The following is an 18,883-nucleotide window of genomic DNA, read 5'->3' as shown; positions in this document are numbered from 1 at the left end:
CACCCGGACACACACGGAAGCAAGCTCCGGGGGCTCCCTCGCCTCTGTCGGACACCGCACGGGCCCGAAACAGAAAGCCGGCCGCTCCCCCTCCCGGTGTCAGACCGGTGGGGCAGAAAGGAGCGTGACGGCGCCCTCTGCCCCCGCCCCGGGGCTTGCGTCCGCCCGGCGCCACGGGGGTCCTCCCCTCCGCGTGGAGGTGGGCAAGGAGGGCGGGTTTCGGGACAGCCGCTCCCAGGGGCGGTCGGGGTCGGACGCCAGTTTGAGACACGCGGCGCGGTCCGGATGTGAACCCACGCACCTCCCGTCGGCGGCGGGCTTCGAGCGCCGTTGCCGCCCGGGGGAGGGATGCACTCCCTGGGGGCTGGTGGGGTCGTCCGGCTGGAAGCCCTCCGGCCGGGCCCCGCGAGGTCGCCCGGGATGGCGACGGAAGGAAGTGGCTCATGAAGCGCTGGGGATTCATCGGGCTGATGGTGCTGGCGGGGTGCATGCCGGACGACTCGGAGCAGCGGGACGCCCTGCGCAATGTCTGCCCCGGCATCAATGCCGGAGCGCTGCCCCAGGAGCCCCGGACGACCCAGAAGGTCGCTTCGGAGGACGACGGGCGGGAGCCGGTCATCATCCGCTACCGCCAGGCCCGGAGCGTGACGGCGGCGCGGGTGCACCAGTTGGGAGGCCGGGTGACGGCGAGCTTCCGCCACGCGCCCGCGCTGGCCGCGCGCGTGACGCCCGAGGAGCGGCTGGCGCTGGCGTTGGACCCGTCGGTGGAGAGCATCGAGCCGGACGCGGAGCTGCGCGCGACGGGGCTCGGCGCGCTGCCGCTGGGGGCGTTGACGCGCGTCGGGCTCGGCGCGAGCGGCACCGGCGACTACACCGGGAAGCTGCAGCGGGTGCAGGCGCTCGAGGTGTGGGACCGGGACGGGGACGGGGTACCGGACCCGGGCGCGGTGACGGGCGCGGGCGTGCGCGTGTGCGTCATCGACAGCGGCATGGACATGAACCACCCGGAGCTGCGCGACGCGGTGGTGGCGGCGCGGGACTTCCTGGACGGTGACGACGACGCGACGGACGGCGAGGAGGGCCACTGGGGCACCGGCCACGGCACACACGTGGCGGGCATCATCGCGGCCCGGGCGGGCATGGGGGGCCAGGGTGGACCGGTGCTCACCGAGAGCGGGCTGATGGGCGTGGCGCCGGGGGCCCAGCTGCTCGTGGCGCGGGTGCTGGACCTGAACGGCCGCACGAACATGAGCGTGGTGCTCGAGGCCGTCGAGTGGTGCATGAGCCAGGGCGCCCGGGTCGCCTCGCTGTCGCTGGCCGGAGGCCTGGCCACCTTCACGTCCGAGGACATCTTCAAGGCCGCGCTCGACGGCGGGATGCTGGTGGTGGCGGCGGCGGGCAACGAGGGCCAGTTCCTGGTGTCCTATCCGGCGTCGGACCCGTCCGTGCTCGCGGTGGGCGCGGTGGATGACCTGGACCGGCGCGTGTACTTCTCCTCCCATGGCGAGCGGCTGGCGCTGATGGCGCCGGGCGTGGACGTGCTGTCCACCTTCCCCCGGGGCCTGGGCTCGTTCGCGCAGCTGGAGCTGGGACGGGCCCGGCCCGCGTCGCGCTCCCTCTTGTATGCACCCACCGGGAACACCTGGGGCGCGCTGGTGGACTGCGGGCACGGCGGGACGCTGGACTCGTGCGGCGAGGACAGCAGCTGTGACGGCTTCATCGCCTATCTGCACCCGCACCCCTACGTGAGGCCGGAGCGGGCCATGGTCAACGTGATGAAGCAGGGCGCGCGCGCGGTCATCTTCGCCAGCGAGCTGGCGGAGGGCGGGGCGGAGATACTCTCCGTCCCGCAGCACGGCGCGTGGGTGCCCGCCGTCACCATCACCCAGGCGGCGAGCACGGTGATGGGCCGGCAGCTGGGCGCCACCACGCGGCTGACGCTGCGCCCGGTGGACTACGCGTACATGTCCGGCACCTCCATGGCCACGCCGTATGTCAGCGGCATCGCCGCGCTGCTGTTCAGCGCCCGCCCCGGCGCGACGCCCGCCCAGGTGCGCGCCGCGCTCCAGTCCAGCGCGAAGGACCTGGGCCCCGCGGGCTACGACACGGAGCACGGTCACGGCCTGGTGCAGGCGCGCGGCGCGATGGAGGCGCTCATCGGCGCCATGCCCTGAGGCGACGAGCCCGCCCGCCCCGCCCGCCCGGGTGGGACGCGGGGACGGCCGACGCGCCCGCCCTCCGCCCGCGCCTCCCCACGGGACCATGCCGGGGAGGAATGAGGACGTCACGTTGCCTTCCGGACGCTTGGAAAGGAGTCCGACATGAAGACCTTCGTGCGTATCGCGGGATGTGTGGGGGCGCTGTGGGGATGCGCCGTGGCGGCCCAGGAGGACTTCCGCCCCAGCGCGGAGCGGGCCCAGGGCTATGTGGAGCCTTCGCGGGAGGACGAGCCGCGCCGGCAGAAGGAGTCCCAGCGCGCCGACACCGGGCTGTACGCGCAGCTGGGCGGCGGCGCGGAGGGCTACACCGGGCAGCTGGCGCCCCGCATGGAGGCGGGGTTCGCCTACGGGGCCGCGGTGGGCTACCGGCCCATCCCGTTCATGGCGGTGGAGCTCGGCTACAACGGCAGCGTCAATGACGTGGACATCGACGGCAACGGCCGCGGCGGCAGCCTGGGCAGCGGCCCGGACGTGGTGCGCAGCGGAGGCCAGGCGCTCGTCGTCGGCAACTTCACCGACACCCGGCTGCAGCCCTACGCGGTGACGGGCCTGGGCATCGACGACTACAACATCCGCCACGACGCGCAGGGCCGCCTCTTCGGCTTCGAGGACGACACCAGCGGCTACGTGCCCGCGGGCCTGGGCCTGCGCTACCAGGTCAACAAGCTCATCACCGCCGACGCGCGCGTCAGCTACAACTTCCTCTTCGACCAGGGCTTCGCCCCCACCTCCGCGACGCCCAACGCCCTGGACGGCCGCTACATGGGGACGCTGCAGATTGGCGGCACCTATTAGGGGACGCGCGCGAGGCGTCCGGGCCGCGAGGGTCCGGACGCCTCGGGGGAGCGCGAGCCCCGCCCCTCGGCCGCGCTCACGAGGGCCGGTCGATGCCCAGCTTCGCCGCGGCCCACGTGCCCTGGAGCCACCGGGGGAGCTGGCCCTCGACCTTGCCCGCCTCCTGCTCGGTGAGCTGGGCCCGCAGCGCCGCGAAGACGCCGTGCAGCACCAGCCTCACGTTCTCCGGCTCGGCGTTCAGGTGGTTGGCCACCTGCAGGTAGAAGTCATCCCGGTCCACCTTGCCGCCCTCCCGCGCATGACGCGGGCACGCATCCAGCATTCCCCGCACGTCCTCCGGGAGCTGCTCGCGCAGCTGCTGCATCAGCCCGTCGGACAAGAGCTCCGACAGGCCACAGAACACCGCCTCCGCCGCGCGCTCGGCCTCGAAGTCCGGCAGCTGCGCGGACACCGCCGCCAGGAAGGACTTCCGGTCCGTCCCCACGCCCAGCCCCGACCACGACTGCGTCGTCTCCTGCTTCTGCATCGACATGCGCGTCTCCTCTCTCGCGCCTTGAACCGTGGGGGCGCGAGCGCTGTCCGGCAGCAGACAAAGGGACTGCGTCCCGGCCGCACGCTCCGCGCGGGGCACGAGCGTTCGTGCATTCCCAAACATGGGAATCCTGTCCGCTCCTGGGACGTCCAACCATCCCAGGGATGGGCACCATGTCTGTCTTTGATTCGAGCGATGAAGAAGACTCATCGAACCGCACGCCCGGTCGCACCGCCCGTCGACGCCGCGTCCAGAACCGCACGGACTTCCGCGCGATTTGGAGAAAACCCGGCACCTCGCGTGCGAGCGAAATGGATGGAATGAAATGTCGTCGCAATTGTAATGGGCGCGCGACGTAGGTCGTCTGTGCGGCGACCGAGCCGCCTTCTCCTTCCCCCATGAATTGAGGAAAAAATGTATCGCATCGCCGTTGCCGCCTTGATGCTCGCCGCCACTGGTTGTGCCACCACGGGAGGCGGCGGGAGCCGCGAGGGCAACGCCACGGTCGCCGGGGTCATCAAGCTGCCGGAGACCGGCCTGTCCCAGGCGGGCAACCCGTGTGACCAGCTACGCGTGGTGGTCGCTCACGCGAGCACGCCCACGGACGCGCTGGGTCACAGCATGGTGAAGTCCAGCCGCGGCAACCGCTGCTCCTTCACGGTGTCCGGCATCCCCAGCAACACCAAGCTGCAGGTCAGCGCGGTGGCGGAGTCCAGCCTGAAGTGCGATGGCGGCGCCGCGCCCACCATCTCCCCGGCGCCGTTCGAGCTGGAGCTGAAGAACTACGCCACCGGCACGCGCGACTTCGCCGTGAGCTGCGGCTCCTGAAGTCACCGTCGTTCGCCGTTCCCTGCCCTCTCCGCCCCGGTGTCGGGAGCGGAGCGGGCAGGTAGGCTCCAGGTCGTCCAGGAATTCCGGATTGATTCGCGCACCGAGGGGCGCGAAGCTTCCGGCAGACCGCCCGTGGAGCGGCGCGAGGTACCGGACCAGGCCGGGCCGCGACGGATGGTGAAGAAGGACGACCCGGTGATGATTTCGAGAAGCTGGCGCACCGCCCTGCTCGCCCTGAGCCTGGGTGGGATGGGGCTGGCGTGTGAGTCCGAGGAACCCTTCCCCACGCTGGACGAGCTGGACCAGCTGCGCAGCCTGCACTCGCTGTCGAGCCACCCGCGCCTGGACGCCACCAACCGCGTGGACGGGCTGGAGGCGGCGCGCACGCTGGGCAACGAGCTGTTCCGGGACCCGGGGCTGTCGCGCTGCGGCTCGGTGTCGTGTGAGAGCTGCCACACCGGCGAGGGCCGCACGGTGGAGACACCGACGGCGGAGGGCTGCGGCGGCCAGCGCACGGAGCGAAACCCGCCCACCGTGCTGAACGTGCGGCACAACCGCTGGTTCATGTGGGACGGCCGGGCGGACTCGCTCTGGTCGCAGGCGATTCTGCCGCTGACGAACCCGGTGGAGATGGACTCGGACGCGGAGGTGGTGCGCGCCCGGCTGCAGGCCCAGGACTCGTACCGCTCGCGCTACGTGGAGCTGTTCGGCGCGGACCCGGGCGCGGAGCCCGGCCCGGAGCTGATGGCCAACGTGGGCAAGGTGCTGGCGGCGTACGAGCGGGACCTGATGCGGGTGGAGGCGCCCTTCGACGTGGACGTGCGGCGCTTCCTGGCGGCGGTGGACGCGGGCACGGCCGAGAGCGACCCGGCGTACCTGGGCCTGAAGACCTTCGTGCGCAAGGGCCAGTGCATCGTGTGCCACAAGGGCCCGTCGCTGACGGACGAGCTGTTCCACAACGTGGGCCTTCAGGACAAGGGGCCGGGCGCGGGGGGACAGTGGGCGGTGCTGCAGTCGCTGCTGGACTGGGAGTTCAACGCGGCGGGGCGCTACAGCGATGACCGCGGCGGCGCGGACGCGCGGCGGCTCGCCACGCTGCGCACGCAGGCGAAGCAGGAGGAGCTGGAGGGCGCGTTCCGCACGCCGTCGCTGCGCAACGTGGCGCTGACGGCGCCGTACATGCACACCGGCGCGCAGGCCACGCTGGAGGAGGTCGTCGACTTCTACAACGAGGGCGGCGACCCGGACGGCACCTTCACGGGCAAGCGCACGGTGTCCATCGTCGCGCTGGACCTGACGGACGAGGAGAAGCGCGCGCTGGTGGAGCTGCTCAAGTCGCTGACCGGCACGCCGCGCTGAAGAAGCCAGGGCTCTCGCGCGCGCGGTTCGCACGAGAGCCCGCCGCGGGTGACGCGGGCCTTCAGCGCACCAGGTGGAACTCCGTCTGACGCTTCCAGGCCCAGTGCACGCGGCCCTCGGCGTCGATGGTGATGTCCTCTTCCTGGGCGGAGCGCACGCGCTGGCCGTTCCACTCGGGGACGGCGCTCGTGGCCTGCAGCTCGATGGAGTACCACATGTTCGGCATGACCTTGTGGTCACCGTTGCCGGGCACGCCCTCCTGACGGTCCCACAGGCCCACCATCGCGCCGGCGCCGTGGCCGTGCAGGCCGATGGGGTGCGAGTAGATGGTGCCGTCGATGCCCTCGCTCGTCATGCGCTGACGGGCGCGCTGGAGGACCTCGTTGCCGGTGCGGCCAGGGACCAGCTCCTCGAAGACGATGTCCTGCAGGCGGTTGGACGTCTTGAGCGCGGCCTTGAGGCCCTGGGGCACGTCCGTCTCGCCCTCGCGCAGCACGTAGCCCATGTGCTGGGTGTCGGTGTTGAGGCGCAGGGCGGTGACGCCGTAGTCACAGTGGAGCACGTCGCCGCGCTGGATGACGGGGTCGTCGCCGAGCTGCTCGTCGGTGACGCCCTGGCGCTGCACGTCCACGGAGGGCTGGAACCAGGTCTCCAGGCCCAGGTCGGCCAGGCGCTGGCGCATCCACCACTCCACGTCCTTCACGCGGGTGGTGCCGGGGGTGATGACCTGGTTGGAGAAGGCGGTCTCGATGATGTTCCAGGCGAGCTTCGTCTGGTCCTCGTAGAAGCGCGCCTCGTCGGGGATGCGCCAGGCGAGCAGGTCCACGGGCAGGCCGCCGGCGGGCTTGAAGCGCTGGACCCAGTCGGGGCCGAGCGCCTCGGCCATGCCCTCGTACTCGCCATGGGAGAGGCCGTCCGCGAAGGCGAAGGTGCGCGAGATGTCGAGCGCGATGCTCTTGGGCTGCCGCTCCTCGAGCACCTGCTTGAGGACGAGCCACTGGTCGGGGCCCCACAGCTCCGCCTGGCGCAGGCCCTGGCCGCCGTGGCTGACCTGCTGCTGCGCGCGGCGCGGCACGTAGACACCGCCCTGGGGTCCACCGCCGAGCGCCAGGCGCTCCACGCCCTTCTCGGGGCCGCGGTCATGGAACACGTAGATGGTGCGGCGGCGGGCGGCGAACGTCGTGGGGGACACGAGCGCCTTGAAGACGGGGTCCTCGTTGTACTCGCGCATGGGGACGACCCACATCTCGACGCCGTACTTGCGCATGAGCTGGGGCAGGGCCGTGTCCATGCGCTCGCGCAGCCAGGCCTGTTGCCGCTCGGCCTGCTCGCGCAGCGTGCCGAAGGGGCGCTCGGGCGTGGAGGGCTTCACCGTCGCGGCGGGGGCATCCGGGGACTGAGAGGAGACGGAGGCGCATGCGGTGGAGAGCATGAGCGGTGCGAGGAGGCGGAGGCGGGTTCGCATGGGCGCGCAGTGTGGCACGCACGGCAGGGGCCGTCTCGCGTCGGTGCGTCCGGGGCTTCGTGGGTTGCGAGGCTTTCCGTGCGGGAGTGCTCACGCAGTCGCACGTGGGCACGGCTCAGGGTGTGAGCGATGGCGCACCGAGGCAGGCTTGACGCTCGGCGCCACAGGCCGCGTCGATGCGCGCGGCGTCGGGCGGGCGCTGACAGTCGCTGTCGAGCGCGGCGGTGAGCTCCTCGGTGCGGATGCGCATGCACTGGACGCAGCCGGACCTGGCGCCCTCGGCGCCCTCCAGCGTGGGCTCCACTTGCTGGTAGCTGTCGAGGACCTGGGCGAAACAGGGCTCCTGCTCCAGCGTGGAGCCCGCGCAGGTGCGCGCGTGGGAGCACTGCGCGGTGGCCGAACGTTCGGCCCACTCGTCGTAGGTGAGCGTGGGGACGCCGTCACCACCGCAGCCGAGCAGTCCCAGTCCCACGACGATTCCGACGAGCCACCCGCGCATGCGGCGCATTCCAGCCGGAATCGTCCACGGCTGTCACCTGCGCTCGCCCCGTGAGCACGCGGGACACGTCCGTGCCACCGTCCGTCACCGCCGCGTGAGGCCCTCCGCGTGACACGGAGGCGCGTCACAGCGGTCCACGAAGCAAGGCGCGCACTGCAGCTCCCCACCGCAGCCATCCGGCACCGCGCCACACGCGCCCACGCGCGCCTCACACGTCACCGGCACGCAGCCCCCGGGCAGATATCGCTCGCCCGAGCCGAGCATGCCCGTCATCTCGTTCGCGCCCCCCACGAGCAACACCGCGCCGTCCGACAGCAGCAGCGCGTGCGAGAACCGCCGAGGCTCATCGAGCGCCGGCGCCGAGGACCACTGGCCCGTCATCGGGTTGAAGCGCTCCACGGACGTGAGCGCGCCCGTGGTGAAGTGCTCGCCGCCGAGCACCAGCACCATCCCCTCCTTCGTCACCACCGCCGCGTGGTGCTCGCGAGGCACGGACGGCGCGGCCACCAGCGTCCACAGGCCCGTCATCGGGTCATACAGCTCCGCCGTGCTCGAGGCGCGCGCCGTGGCGCCGCCGACCACGAGCACCCGTCCATCCGGCAGCGCCGTCACGGAGTGCCCCACGCGATGAGTGCCCGCCGCGCCTCCCGTCAGGCCCGCCTTCTCCCAGCGCCCCGTGGCCACGTCGTAGAGCTCCGCCTGGAGCCCGCTCGCGAAGAGCACCTTGCCCTGCCCGAGCACCACCGCCGTCCCCGCGCCTCCTCGCACGAAGCCCGGGGGCGTCGCGGGCACCCACGTGCCCGTCTCCGGCTGGAACAACTCCGCCGAGCGCAGCGGCCGACGGTCCGCGTCCGTGCCGCCCGCGACCAGCACGCGGCCATCCGGCAGCAGCACCACGGCAGGGTCATTGCGCGGCTCGGACATCGGCGCCACCACCGTCCACTGTCCCGTGGTCGGCTCGTACACCTCCGCGTCCGCCAGCGCGCTCGGCGCGGCGACCTGGGCACCGCCCACCACCAGCACCCGACCATCCAACAGGCGCACCGCCGCGTGGTTGCGACGCGACCTGTTCAGCGCGCCCGTCGCGCGCCACAGCCCCGTCTCCGGCTCGAACACCTCGCAGCTCGCGAGCGTGCGCTGACCATCATGCCCACCCGCGGCCAGCACGCGGCCATCCGCCAGCGTGACGAACGGCAACAGCTTGCGCGGCGTCAGCAGACGCAGCGGCACGGCGACGGCGTCCCGAGCGCCCTCGTCCGGACGCGGAGCGGCGCCGCACGAGAACACCAGCGCGCACAGTGCCACGCCCAGGAAGGATGTCGGAACACGTCGCATGGAGCCCACTCGCCTCGCAGGTCGAAGAGAGCCCGTGTAGCCTGACGGTCTGACATTCCAGGGATGTCCAACCTGAGTGATTCCGGACGCTTGACCCGCCTGAAGGGTCGGGCGTCAGACCCTCGCGGAGGAGGTCCCGCGAGCCGCTCAGTGGCGCACGGAGTCGTCGTCCCCGAGGGCTGGCGTGTTCACCGGCTCGGCGTCCATGCCGCGGGAGCTTCGGGGTGGGAGCGCGCCGCCGTCGTCATCCACCTCGAGCTTCAACAGCGGATGGTCCGCGTTGGCGAGGTACACGTCGTCGGCGCTGACGTAGTCCACGTCGCGGAACTCCACGAGGTAGTCGCGGCGAGGCACGGGCACCAGGCCCTGCTCGAGCTCGAAGTGGATGTCACCGACCGCGGCGACGCGCCCCAGCTTGCGCCCATCCGCGGTCCTCACCGTCATTCCCTCACGCACTTCGCCGGACTGAATCATCGGACCTCCTCGCGGCCACACCGTGCCCTCGTCAGGGAGAACCTGCGGGCACCGGGTGGCCGATGACAGTCCGAGGGAGCAGGCGAGGAGGCGCTCGCGCCAGGGCTCACGGACCGAGGAGCGGCGAGGCGCCCCACGTCAGCCCAGGGCCTCGGGCTGCTTCGAGCACGGAAGGGCGAGCGCGCCCCTCGGACATTTCAAGGGGCGGCCAGGAGCGCAGGAGCCCCTCCCCGCGGTCTGCCCTGTCCGGGGTCATGTCGGGAGGAAGGACAGCGGCCGAGAGGTCGCCGGGGTCCGCGGCGGGCGGGCGGGCCCTGCCCGCATGAAGCGCAGGTGCCTACTTTCCGTCACGGGAGGTGCGGCATGTTACTGGAGCTCTCCGAGGTAGAGGGACGCGAGCTGAAGCAGGCATTGGACACGGCGTTGCGTGAGCTGCTCGACGAGATTTCCCGGACGGACCAGCGGGCCTACCGCGACATGCTGCGCGAGCGGCATGACCGGCTGGAGCAGTTGAACCGTCGGTTGGAGATGTCGTTGGAGGGCAATCCCGTCTACGCCTGAGCGAGTGGAGCGCCAGGGCGGCGGCTCGCGGGCCATGCGCGCGAGTGACAGCGATTGGTCGTCGTGCGCGGAGGGGCGCACCTTCCTTGGGAAGGACCGAGGGAGGCCGCGCCATGATTCCGCAGAACATCCTCCAGTACCTGGAGCGTCACCAGATTCCCTTCGAGCGAAGACCGCACCTGCGAGCCATCACCGCGCAGGCGCTCGCACAGTCGCTGCACGTCAGCGGCTTCCAGGTGGCCAAGTCGGTCATCCTCCGCTCGGAGGACTCGTTCTGGATTTGTGTCGTGGGAGCGCCGGACACGGTGGACGTGGACCGCGTCGCGGAGGTGACGGGCGCGAAGGGCTTGCGGCTCGCGGACGAGTCGGAGTTCGCCCACCTCTTCCCCGACTGCGAGGTGGGCGCGGAGCCACCGTTCGGCAGGCGGTATGGGTTGCCGGTGGTGGTGGACGGGCACCTGGGCGAGGCGGAGACGCTGCTGTTCCGCGCGGGCTCGCACGATGAAGCGCTGGAGCTGCGCTTCGCGGACTTCGTGGGCGTGGAGGCGCCGTACCTCGGCGCCATCGTCCATGACCGCCCGGGAGAGGCTCGGAGGCTCCCGTTCGACAGAGAAGCGCTCCAGCCCGACTATTGAGCGAGCGCGCGGCCCGTGCGCGCATCGAAGCGGCGCAGCCTGGACGCATCGAAGCGCAGCGCGACCTCCGCGCCTGACGCCGCGCGGAAGTCACCGGGTGCACGGGCCACCAGGTGCTCACCGCCCACGTCCACGGTCACCCAGCTCTCGGCGCCCATGGGTTCCACCAGGTACACGCGGCCCGTCAGCGCGCTGTCCGTCGATGGGGACGCCATCACTTCCAGGTGTTCCGGGCGCAGGCCCAGCACCACCTCCTCCTCTGCGGCGAGTCCCAGGGTCCGGGGCTTGAGCTGGTTGATGCGAGGCGAGCCGAAGAAGCCCGCGACGAAGAGGTTCGCGGGGGCGTCATACAGCTCGCGCGGTGGAGCCACCTGCTGCACCTCGCCCTGGCTCATCACGACGACGCGGTCGGAGAGCGTCATGGCCTCGGCCTGGTCATGGGTGACGTAGATGAAGGTGGCCTGGAGTCGCTCGTGCAGCTTCTTGATTTCGCCGCGCATCTGGGTGCGCAGGGCGGCGTCGAGGTTGGAGAGGGGCTCGTCGAACAGGAACACCTTGGGGCGGCGCACGAGGGCGCGCCCCAGGGCCACGCGTTGGCGCTGTCCGCCGGAGAGCTCCTTCGGGCGACGCGAGAGCAGGGCCTCCAGGCCGAGCACCGAGGCGACCTCGCGCACGCGAGCATCGATGTCCGAGCGAGGAAGGCCTGCGACCTCCAGCGGGAAGGCGAGGTTCCGGGCCACATCCAGGTGGGGATAGAGGGCGTAGCTCTGGAAGACCATGGCGATGTCCCGCTCCTTGGGGGACATGCCGTTCACGACAGTGCCATCGATGCGCAGCGTTCCGGAGGACAGCTCCTCCAGCCCGGCGATGAGGTTGAGGGTGGTGGACTTTCCGCAGCCGGACGGGCCGACGAGTGACACGAACTCGCCGTCGGCGATGTGGAGCGTCACGCCCTTCACGGCGGCGACGCCGCCCCGGTACACCTTGCGCACATCCTCCAGGGACACCGTCGCCACGCGGCTAGGCCTCCCCGAGGCCCGGCGCCCGGGCCCATGTCGTCCAAGTCGAAGCTGTCGTCCGAGGGTACATGACCCCGGAGCATCGCCACGACACCCCGCACGGCAAGCGCGATGTCACGGCGCCGTGCACCTGCTGACAGCCCGCCTCCACCCGCCCACCCCATCCCACACTCCCAGTCAAAGCCTCTCCCGCCAGGGACAGGCCCCCGTGCTAGCGTCCGGGAACATCTGACGCGAGGCCCGTTCCATGGGCCCGCACGTCCTGACGCTTGGGGGAAACAGGCATGTCATCCGACACCATCACACTCATCAAGGGCCAGGGGCCCCTCGTGCTCCCGCAGAAGCCGCACCTGCGCCTGGCCAGCGGCAACTTCTGGCCCGAGGAAGTGGACGGCCGCGAGAAGCAGCTCACCGCGGGCCTCTTCATCATCGACACCCGCACCTCCCCCTCCAAGCAGGACCACGTGCGCGTCCACGCGTCCCAGGTCGTCGAGGTCGACGGAGCGAAGCTGGAGATCCTCGAGGTCCGGGGCGAGAACGGCCAGGAAGCCGCCATCCACCTCAAGGTCCGCTAGCACCCCGCACCGCAAGTGTGGGCCCCACGCAACTCGGGGCAGTGCCGTTGAGATAATCCAGACATCCACCACCGTCCTTGGGGGACGGCGGTCCCAAGTTCAAAGTCAGTCGCATCGAGGGGGAGTACGTTCATGAGCTTCAAGATTGGGAATGAAGGGTCCCGCGTCACCCAGACCACCCGCAAGGAAACCGAGGCGGTGCGTCCGGAGGTGAAGAAGCAGGAGGTCCGCGAGACGAAGCCCGAGTGGGCCAGCGGACGCAGCCAGGACGGGATGCTGCCTCCCAGCCGCCGCGAGCAGTTCGCCGCCGCGCTCGGACAGACCTTCCAGGCCAGCGGCGCCGAGACGCCGAAGACCAAGGACCCCAAGGCGCTCGACACGAACGTCACCTACGGCCAGGTGAAGAACGGCAGCCTCTTCGAGGCGGGCACCGACGGCACCAAGGCCCACTGGAACGACGTGCAGCAGGGCCAGATTGGCGACTGCTACCTGATGACCTCCATGGGCGCCATCGCCCGCGCCAACCCGGCCCTCATCGAGAACATGGTCAAGGGCCCGGACGCGTCCGGCAACTACACCGTCACCTTCCAGGACAAGGGCAAGCCGGTGAACATCACCGTCACCCCCGACCTGCCCCTCAACGCCAGCGGTGACCCGGCCTACGCCGGCACCCCGCAGGAGAACGGCAAGGCGGAGCTGTGGCCGGCCCTGGTCGAGAAGGCCTATGCCCAGTGGAAGGGCGGCTACCCCGAAATCGTCCACGGCAACAGCGCCAAGGCGATGGAGGCCATCACCGGCAAGAAGAGCAGCAGCCTGGACGTCGACAGCACCACGCTGGCCGACCTGGACGCGCGCCTCAAGGCCGGCGAGGCCCTCACCGCGGGCACGCACGACGACATCAAGTTCCTCGGCATCGACCTGCCGGACGGCACCGACGGCGCGCGCTACAAGGACGGCACGCTGGTGGCGGACCACGAGTACTTCATCACCGGCGTGGACACCAAGGCCGGCACCGTCACGCTGCGCAACCCCTGGGGCGCCGGCACGCCGGACATCGTGCTGACCGAGAAGGAGTTCCAGGAGTCCTTCCAGTACGCCAACAGCAACCCCACCAAGTGAGTCCCCGGGCGTCGCGCGGCTACACCGGTCTGGCGCTGGCCCTCGGGCTGGTGCTGACCGGGTGCGCCCGCGAGACGCCCGCCGTGGCGCCGTCCTCCGAGGCGGCGCCCGGCGTCATCACCCTGACGAAGAACCACGGGCCCCTCCAGGTCACGCCCCGCCTGAGCCTGGCCACGGGCAACTTCTGGCCCGAGGACACCGACGCGGGCACCCGCGAGCCCACCGCCGCGCTGTTCATCTTCGACGCGAACCTCCAGCCCCCCTCGCAGCAGCACGTGCGCGTGCGCGCGGGGCAGACGGTGGAGGCCGCGGGCTCGGTGCTGGAAATCTCCGAGGTCATCGACCGGGGAGACGACCAGCGCCTGCGGCTCAAGCTCCGCGCGCCCTGAGTCTTCCGGAGACAGCGTGAATAACCCGGGGGCCCGCGCGTCGGACGCCCACCTTCATTCCCCCGTGGAGCCCTCATGCGTCTGGTCCTCGCCCCGCTCGCCCTCGCTGGTCTGCTGCTGCCCCTGCACGCGGACGCCGCCACGCTGCGCTGTGGCAACAACCTCATCTCCGATGGGGCCACCACCACCGACGCCGTCATCAAGTGCGGCGAGCCCCTGTCCAAGCAGCGCCGCACCGAGTCCACCTCCACCAAGGAGCGGGTGCGCGAGGGCAAGGAGGAGTCCTCGACCTCGAAGACCGTCACGGTCGAGGTCGAGGAGTGGACCTACAACTTCGGCCCCAACCGCCTCATGCAGGTGGTGACCTTCACCGACGGCAAGCTGACCGACGTGCGCAGCACGGTCTACGGTAAGTAGCAGACCCTCGCGCTACACCGTCGCCGCCAGCGCCCTGCCCGCCGCGCGTCCCGAGAAGATGCACCCGCCCAGGAAGGTGCCCTCGAGCGCGCGGTAGCCGTGCACGCCGCCGCCGCCGAACCCGGCCACCTCGCCCGCCGCGTAGAGACCGGGGACCAGCTTGCCCTCGGCGCCGAACACGCGGCTGGACAGGTCCGTCTCGAAGCCGCCCAGCGTCTTGCGCGTGAGGATGTTCAGCTTCACGCCGATGAGCGGCGCGGCCTTCGGGTCCAGCAGCCGGTGCAGCTTCGCGGTGCGCACCAGCTGGTCTCCCCGGTAGTTGCGTGCCTGGCGAATCGCGGCGATCTGCAGGTCCTTGCCGAACGGGTTGTCCAGCTGCCTGTCCCTCGCGAGCACCTCGCGCTCCACCGTGGCGAAGTCGAGCAGCTTCGTGTCGGTCTTCTCGTTCATCTTCGCCACCAGCGTGCGCAGGTCCTCGGCGACGACGAAGTCCGCGCCGTGCTCCTTGAACGCCTCCACCGGGCCCATGGCCTTCTTGCCCACGGCGCGGTTGAGCACGCCCTTCCAGTCCTTGCCCGTGAGGTCCGGGTTCTGCTCGGAGCCGGAGAGCGCGAACTCCTTCTTCAAGATGGACTGGTTCAGCACGAACCACGAGTAGTCGTGCCCCGTCTTCAGGATGTGCTCCAGCGTCCCCAGCGTGTCGAAGCCCGGGTACAGCGGCGGCGGCAGGCGCTTGCCCGTGGCGTCCAGCCACAGCGAGCTGGGCCCCGGCAGGATGCGGATGCCGTGGCGCGGCCAGATGGGGTTCCAGTTTCGCAAGCCCTCCGTGTAGTGCCACATGCGGTCGCGGTTGATGACCCGTCCGCCCGCGGACTCGGTGATGGCAATCATCCGTCCGTCCACATGGTCGGGCACGCCCTGCACCATGAACGCGGGCGCGGGGCCCAGGCGCGACGGCCAGCTCTTGCGCACCAGCTCGTGGTTGCCGCCGATGCCGCCCGAGGTGACGACGACGGCCGACGCGCGCACCTCGAAGTCGCCCACCGTGTCGCGCGAGCTCTTCACGCCGCGCTCCACGTCCGAGGGCACCAACGTCATGCCCCGCACGCCGACGACGGCACCGCCTTCGGTGAGCAGCTCGTCCACGCGGTGGCGGAACAGGAACGTGAGCATCCCCTTCTTGCGCGCCTCCTCGGCGCGCCGCACGAAGGGCGCGAGCACGCCGGGCCCGGTGCCCCACGTGACATGGAAGCGCGGCACGGAGTTGCCGTGGCCCACGGCGCCGTAGCCACCGCGCTCGGCCCAGCCGACGACGGGGAACCAGCGCAGACCCTGGTTGTAGAGCCACGGGCGCATCTCGCCGGCGGCGAAGTCGACGAAGGCCTCGGCCCACTTGCGGGGCCAGTGGTCCTCCTCACGGTCGAAGCCCGCGGTGCCCAGCCAGTCCTCGAGCGCGAGCGCGTGCGAGTCATGGATGCCCATGCGCCGCTGCTCGGGCGAGTCCACCAGGAACAGACCGCCGAAGGACCAGAACGCCTGTCCTCCCAGGTTCTGCTCGCCCTCCTGGTCCACGACGATGACGCGCTTGCCCGCGTCGGCGAGCTCCGTCGCGGCGACGAGCCCCGCCAGCCCCGCGCCCACGACGATGACGTCCGCTTGCTGTCCCATCCGGAGCCTCCAACCCACGAGGAAGGCCCCGGATGATAGGGGAAGCGCGGGCGTCCGTCCGCGTCGACGTCAGGACTCAGCCGTCGAATCGCACCTGGACGTGCGCGGACGGCTCGAAGTGCAGCACCACACAGTCGCCCTCGCTCCCGTCTTCCCACGCCAGCATGGCCAGCTCCGCGGGCGCATCGAGCGCGACGATGGGGTGATGCCACACACCCCGGTGATAGTTCACACCCTCACCGGGACCGCAGATGAACGCCTCCAGGCGCTCCAGGTCCGGACCGCCCGAGGGCGCCGTCGGCGCGACGCACACCAGGTAGCGCTCGCAGCGCATGGGCAGGAACACCTGGCTGGAGTACGGGTGGTGCTCCAGCAGCTTCACGGTGAACGGCAGGGAGCGCGCCACCGAGCGGAACACCGCGAGGTTGGGCCTCGCGGACTCGCGAGCGTTCTCCAGCTTCGCGGACCAGTCGAAGCGCACCGCGGTGCCCTGGTTCGCGAGCGCGCCGGGTCCGAGCCCCGCGCTGACCACGTCACCGTAGGGAGCGAAGCCCTCGGGGGTCAGCGGCCGCGCGACCAGGACCCGGGGCACGTCTGGATGCTCACGCATGGAATGAGCATACAGGCCTCGTCGCACGCATTGCCATGGAACGGTCATGGTCAACGGGCGCCGCCCGATGCATCACGTTGTCTGTCGCACCGAGGAGCACTTCCGGCTGCCTCGACCTCGCCATGACATGGTCTCTTCACCTCGTGAGCCATCATCCCGATGACTCCGACCACACCCCCCATGCGAATCCTCCTCACCGCCCTGGTCCTGCTGAGCACGCCCGTTCTCGCCCAGCCTCCCCGCGTGTCGGCGCCGAAGACGGAGAGCTTCATCCGTCAGCTCGTGGAGACGCGCTACTTCAACAGCGGCCGGCCCACGGCCACGAGCTTCACGCCGGACGAGCAGACGCTCCTCTTCCTGCGCACCGCGGAGGGCTCGCGAGCCACCGCGCTCCACGCCTTCGACACCGCCACGGGACAGACGCGGGAGTACCTCACCGCGGAGAGCCTCCTCCAGCGCGCACAGGAGAGCCTCACCGCCCAGGCGAAGGCGAAGCTGGAGCCCGTGCGCGCCTCACCGCGAGGCCTGGGCTCCTATGCGTTGTCCGAGGATGGCGAGAAGCTGCTCGTGGGGATGTCGGGCAAGCAGTACGTCGTCGCGCGCGCCTCCGGGAAGGTGACGGAGCTGAAGCTGGGCGCGGGCGCGATGGACGTGCGCTTCTCGCCGGACGCGACGCAGGTGGCCTACGTGCGGGGCCACGACGTGTATCGCCTGGACCTCGCGACGAACACCGAGCGCGCGGTGACGAAGGGCGGCACGGAGGACAAGAGCCACGGGACGCCGGAGTTCATCGCCACCGCGGAGATGATGCGCTTCTCCGGCTACTGGTGGAGCCCGGACGGCAAGTCCTTGGCCTACACGGAGTCCGACTCGAGCGGCGTGGAGAAGCTGGTCGTCCCGGACGCGCTGAATCCCGAGCGGGAGGGACAGCGGCTCGCCTATCCGCGCGCGGGCAAGCCCAACGCGCGGGTGCGCCTGGGCATCATCCCCGTCACGGGTGGCAAGACGACGTGGGTGCAGTGGGATGCACAGAAGTATCCCTACCTCGCCACGGTGCGCTGGCCGGCGAAGGGGCCGCTGACGGTGCTGGTGCAGAACCGCGCGCAGACGGAGGAGCTGCTGCTCGCGGTGGACCCGGGGACGGGGAGCACGCGCACGCTGCTGGTGGAGAAGGACGACGCCTGGCTCACGTTGCATCAGACGTTCCCCCACTGGCTCGCGGATGGGAGCGGGTTTCTCTGGTACACCGAGCGCAACGGGGCGGGTGAGCTGGAGCTGCGCGATGTCACGGGCAAGCTCGTGCGCTCGCTCGTGCCGCCCGACGCGGGCTTCTACGACCTGGTGGGCTACGTGGAGCAGGACGGCACGGTGTACTTCTCCGGCGGCACCGCGTCGGAGGAGCGCTACGTGTGGCGGCTGAGCCCGGGAGGCAAGCCGACGCGGGTCACGAGCGAGCGCCCCGCGCTGGAGCAGGCGAAGCTCTCCAAGCGGGGCGGGTTCCTGGCATTGAGCGCCGAGGGGCCGCGGCGGATGAAGAACACCACGGTGCTGAAGGCGGATGGCACGCGGGTGGGAGAGCTGCCCTCGCTGGCGAAGGTGCCGGCGCTGCAGCCGCGCATCGAGGTGCGGCACGTGGGCAAGGAGCGCTATCCCACGTCGCTGGTGCGGCCTCGCGACGCGAAGCCCGGGGTGAAGCTGCCGGTCATCGTGGACATCTACGGCGGGCCCGGCATGGCGATGGTGTACCAGAGCATGATGCAGCACCTCACGGACCAGTGGCTGGCGGACCAGGGGTTCATCGTGGTGAAGCTCGACGGGCGCGGCGTGGCGCCCACGGCGGACGCGAAGCTGCGAAAGCCGAAGTACGACTGGCCTCGCTTGGTGCTCGACGAGCAGGTGGCCGCGCTGCGCGCGCTCGCGGCGGAGGTGCCGGAGATGGACCTGGGTCGCGTGGGAATCACGGGCGCGAGCAACGGCGGCTACATGTCCGCGCTGGCGGTGCTCACGCGCCCGGATGTCTTCAAGGCCGCGGTGGCCGTGTCCTCGGTGACGGACTGGCGCGACTACGACTCACATTTGACGGAGCGCTTCTTCGGCCTGCCCGACGAGCAGCCCCAGGCGTATGAGCAGGCCTCGCTGCTCACGCACGTGAAGGCGGGCAAGCCCATGGGCAAGCTGCTGGTAGTCCACGGCACGGCGGACGACAACGTCCTCTTCTTCCAGGCGCTCAAGCTGTCGGACGCGCTGTTCCGCGCGGGCCAGCCCCATGAGCTGCTGCCCCTGAGTGGCATGGGGCACATGGTGTTCGACCCCGTGCTCGCCGAACGCCTGTGGGAGGAGACGGCGCGCTACTTCCACCAGCACCTGTAGCCGTCGGGACT

At 70.9% G+C, this 18,883-nt stretch carries 19 protein-coding genes; 11 read left to right on the top strand and 8 right to left on the bottom strand.

Going from position 1 to position 18,883, the window contains the following annotated elements:
- Positions 1-443 precede the first annotated feature (443 nt).
- Entirely contained in the window at positions 444-2,174 is a 1,731-nt protein-coding gene (locus VZQ01_RS21330) for a S8 family serine peptidase (protein WP_426748842.1), read from the top strand.
- A gap of 147 nt (positions 2,175-2,321) precedes the next feature.
- Positions 2,322-3,014 (top strand): hypothetical protein, encoded by a 693-nt coding sequence (locus VZQ01_RS21325; RefSeq protein WP_426748841.1) that lies wholly within the window; start codon positions 2,322-2,324, stop codon positions 3,012-3,014.
- A 76-nt stretch (positions 3,015-3,090) separates the two neighbouring features.
- Here the strand turns inward: VZQ01_RS21325 and VZQ01_RS21320 are convergent, their stop codons facing one another.
- A complete protein-coding gene (locus VZQ01_RS21320; RefSeq protein WP_426748840.1) occupies positions 3,091-3,546 on the bottom strand; it encodes a DUF2267 domain-containing protein in 456 nt (151 codons plus the stop codon).
- 414 nt (positions 3,547-3,960) lie between these two features.
- Here VZQ01_RS21320 and VZQ01_RS21315 point away from each other — a divergent pair, with 414 nt between their 5' ends.
- On the top strand, positions 3,961-4,374 hold the full coding sequence (locus VZQ01_RS21315; RefSeq protein ID WP_426748839.1) for a hypothetical protein: 414 nt from the start codon (positions 3,961-3,963) through the stop codon (positions 4,372-4,374).
- A gap of 177 nt (positions 4,375-4,551) precedes the next feature.
- Positions 4,552-5,736 carry a cytochrome-c peroxidase gene (locus VZQ01_RS21310; RefSeq protein ID WP_426748838.1) on the top strand — a complete coding sequence of 395 codons (1,185 nt, stop codon included), beginning with the start codon at positions 4,552-4,554 and terminating at the stop codon, positions 5,734-5,736.
- A gap of 61 nt (positions 5,737-5,797) precedes the next feature.
- On the opposite strand, the gene VZQ01_RS21305 is transcribed toward VZQ01_RS21310, so the two are convergent.
- The 4 genes from VZQ01_RS21305 to VZQ01_RS21290 form a co-directional block, all read right to left on the bottom strand.
- A complete protein-coding gene (locus tag VZQ01_RS21305) occupies positions 5,798-7,201 on the bottom strand; it encodes a M24 family metallopeptidase (protein ID WP_426748837.1) in 1,404 nt (467 codons plus the stop codon).
- A gap of 115 nt (positions 7,202-7,316) precedes the next feature.
- Positions 7,317-7,700 (bottom strand): hypothetical protein, encoded by a 384-nt coding sequence (locus VZQ01_RS21300; RefSeq protein WP_426748836.1) that lies wholly within the window; start codon positions 7,698-7,700, stop codon positions 7,317-7,319.
- Positions 7,701-7,784: 84 nt separating this feature from the next.
- Positions 7,785-9,035, bottom strand: a complete 1,251-nt coding sequence (locus tag VZQ01_RS21295) for a Kelch repeat-containing protein (RefSeq protein ID WP_223750496.1) — start codon at positions 9,033-9,035, stop codon at positions 7,785-7,787.
- Between the two features lie 147 nt (positions 9,036-9,182).
- On the bottom strand, positions 9,183-9,509 hold the full coding sequence (locus VZQ01_RS21290) for a DUF2171 domain-containing protein (RefSeq protein WP_141332421.1): 327 nt from the start codon (positions 9,507-9,509) through the stop codon (positions 9,183-9,185).
- 363 nt (positions 9,510-9,872) lie between these two features.
- Here VZQ01_RS21290 and VZQ01_RS21285 point away from each other — a divergent pair, with 363 nt between their 5' ends.
- On the top strand, positions 9,873-10,070 hold the full coding sequence (locus tag VZQ01_RS21285) for a hypothetical protein (protein WP_223750497.1): 198 nt from the start codon (positions 9,873-9,875) through the stop codon (positions 10,068-10,070).
- A 113-nt stretch (positions 10,071-10,183) separates the two neighbouring features.
- Positions 10,184-10,705, top strand: a complete 522-nt coding sequence (locus tag VZQ01_RS21280; RefSeq protein WP_223750498.1) for an aminoacyl-tRNA deacylase — start codon at positions 10,184-10,186, stop codon at positions 10,703-10,705.
- Here VZQ01_RS21280 and VZQ01_RS21275 read toward each other — a convergent pair.
- On the bottom strand, positions 10,699-11,721 hold the full coding sequence (locus tag VZQ01_RS21275) for an ABC transporter ATP-binding protein (RefSeq protein ID WP_426748835.1): 1,023 nt from the start codon (positions 11,719-11,721) through the stop codon (positions 10,699-10,701). The two genes, VZQ01_RS21280 and VZQ01_RS21275, sit on opposite strands and share 7 nt — an antisense overlap.
- Before the next feature lie 287 nt (positions 11,722-12,008).
- On the opposite strand from VZQ01_RS21275, the gene VZQ01_RS21270 reads away from it, so the two are divergent.
- From VZQ01_RS21270 to VZQ01_RS21255, 4 genes are all read left to right on the top strand, one after another.
- Positions 12,009-12,299, top strand: a complete 291-nt coding sequence (locus VZQ01_RS21270) for a hypothetical protein (RefSeq protein ID WP_046717013.1) — start codon at positions 12,009-12,011, stop codon at positions 12,297-12,299.
- A 132-nt stretch (positions 12,300-12,431) separates the two neighbouring features.
- The gene (locus VZQ01_RS21265; RefSeq protein ID WP_426748834.1) at positions 12,432-13,418 is read left to right on the top strand and encodes a C2 family cysteine protease; all 987 of its coding nucleotides are present in this window, start codon (positions 12,432-12,434) and stop codon (positions 13,416-13,418) included.
- Entirely contained in the window at positions 13,415-13,807 is a 393-nt protein-coding gene (locus tag VZQ01_RS21260) for a hypothetical protein (protein WP_141331870.1), read from the top strand. The genes VZQ01_RS21265 and VZQ01_RS21260 overlap by 4 nt, the downstream gene beginning before the upstream one ends.
- 75 nt (positions 13,808-13,882) lie before the next feature.
- The gene (locus tag VZQ01_RS21255) at positions 13,883-14,224 is read left to right on the top strand and encodes a DUF2845 domain-containing protein (RefSeq protein WP_223750504.1); all 342 of its coding nucleotides are present in this window, start codon (positions 13,883-13,885) and stop codon (positions 14,222-14,224) included.
- Between the two features lie 12 nt (positions 14,225-14,236).
- Here the strand turns inward: VZQ01_RS21255 and VZQ01_RS21250 are convergent, their stop codons facing one another.
- Complete coding sequence (locus VZQ01_RS21250; protein ID WP_426748833.1) at positions 14,237-15,892, bottom strand: FAD-binding dehydrogenase; 1,656 nt, start codon at positions 15,890-15,892, stop codon at positions 14,237-14,239.
- Positions 15,893-15,968: 76 nt separating this feature from the next.
- Positions 15,969-16,502 (bottom strand): ureidoglycolate lyase, encoded by a 534-nt coding sequence (locus VZQ01_RS21245; RefSeq protein ID WP_408888689.1) that lies wholly within the window; start codon positions 16,500-16,502, stop codon positions 15,969-15,971.
- A 180-nt stretch (positions 16,503-16,682) separates the two neighbouring features.
- Between VZQ01_RS21245 and VZQ01_RS21240 the strand changes: the two genes are divergently transcribed.
- Positions 16,683-18,872 carry a DPP IV N-terminal domain-containing protein gene (locus VZQ01_RS21240; protein ID WP_426748832.1) on the top strand — a complete coding sequence of 730 codons (2,190 nt, stop codon included), beginning with the start codon at positions 16,683-16,685 and terminating at the stop codon, positions 18,870-18,872.
- Positions 18,873-18,883 lie beyond the last annotated feature (11 nt).

The sequence above is a fragment of the Myxococcus faecalis genome (genome assembly GCF_050039385.1).
Taxonomy (GTDB): Bacteria; Myxococcota; Myxococcia; order Myxococcales; family Myxococcaceae; genus Myxococcus; species Myxococcus fulvus.
The sequence above is the reverse complement of the archived record's forward strand: the minus strand, read 5'-3'. Positions and strand labels throughout refer to the sequence as shown.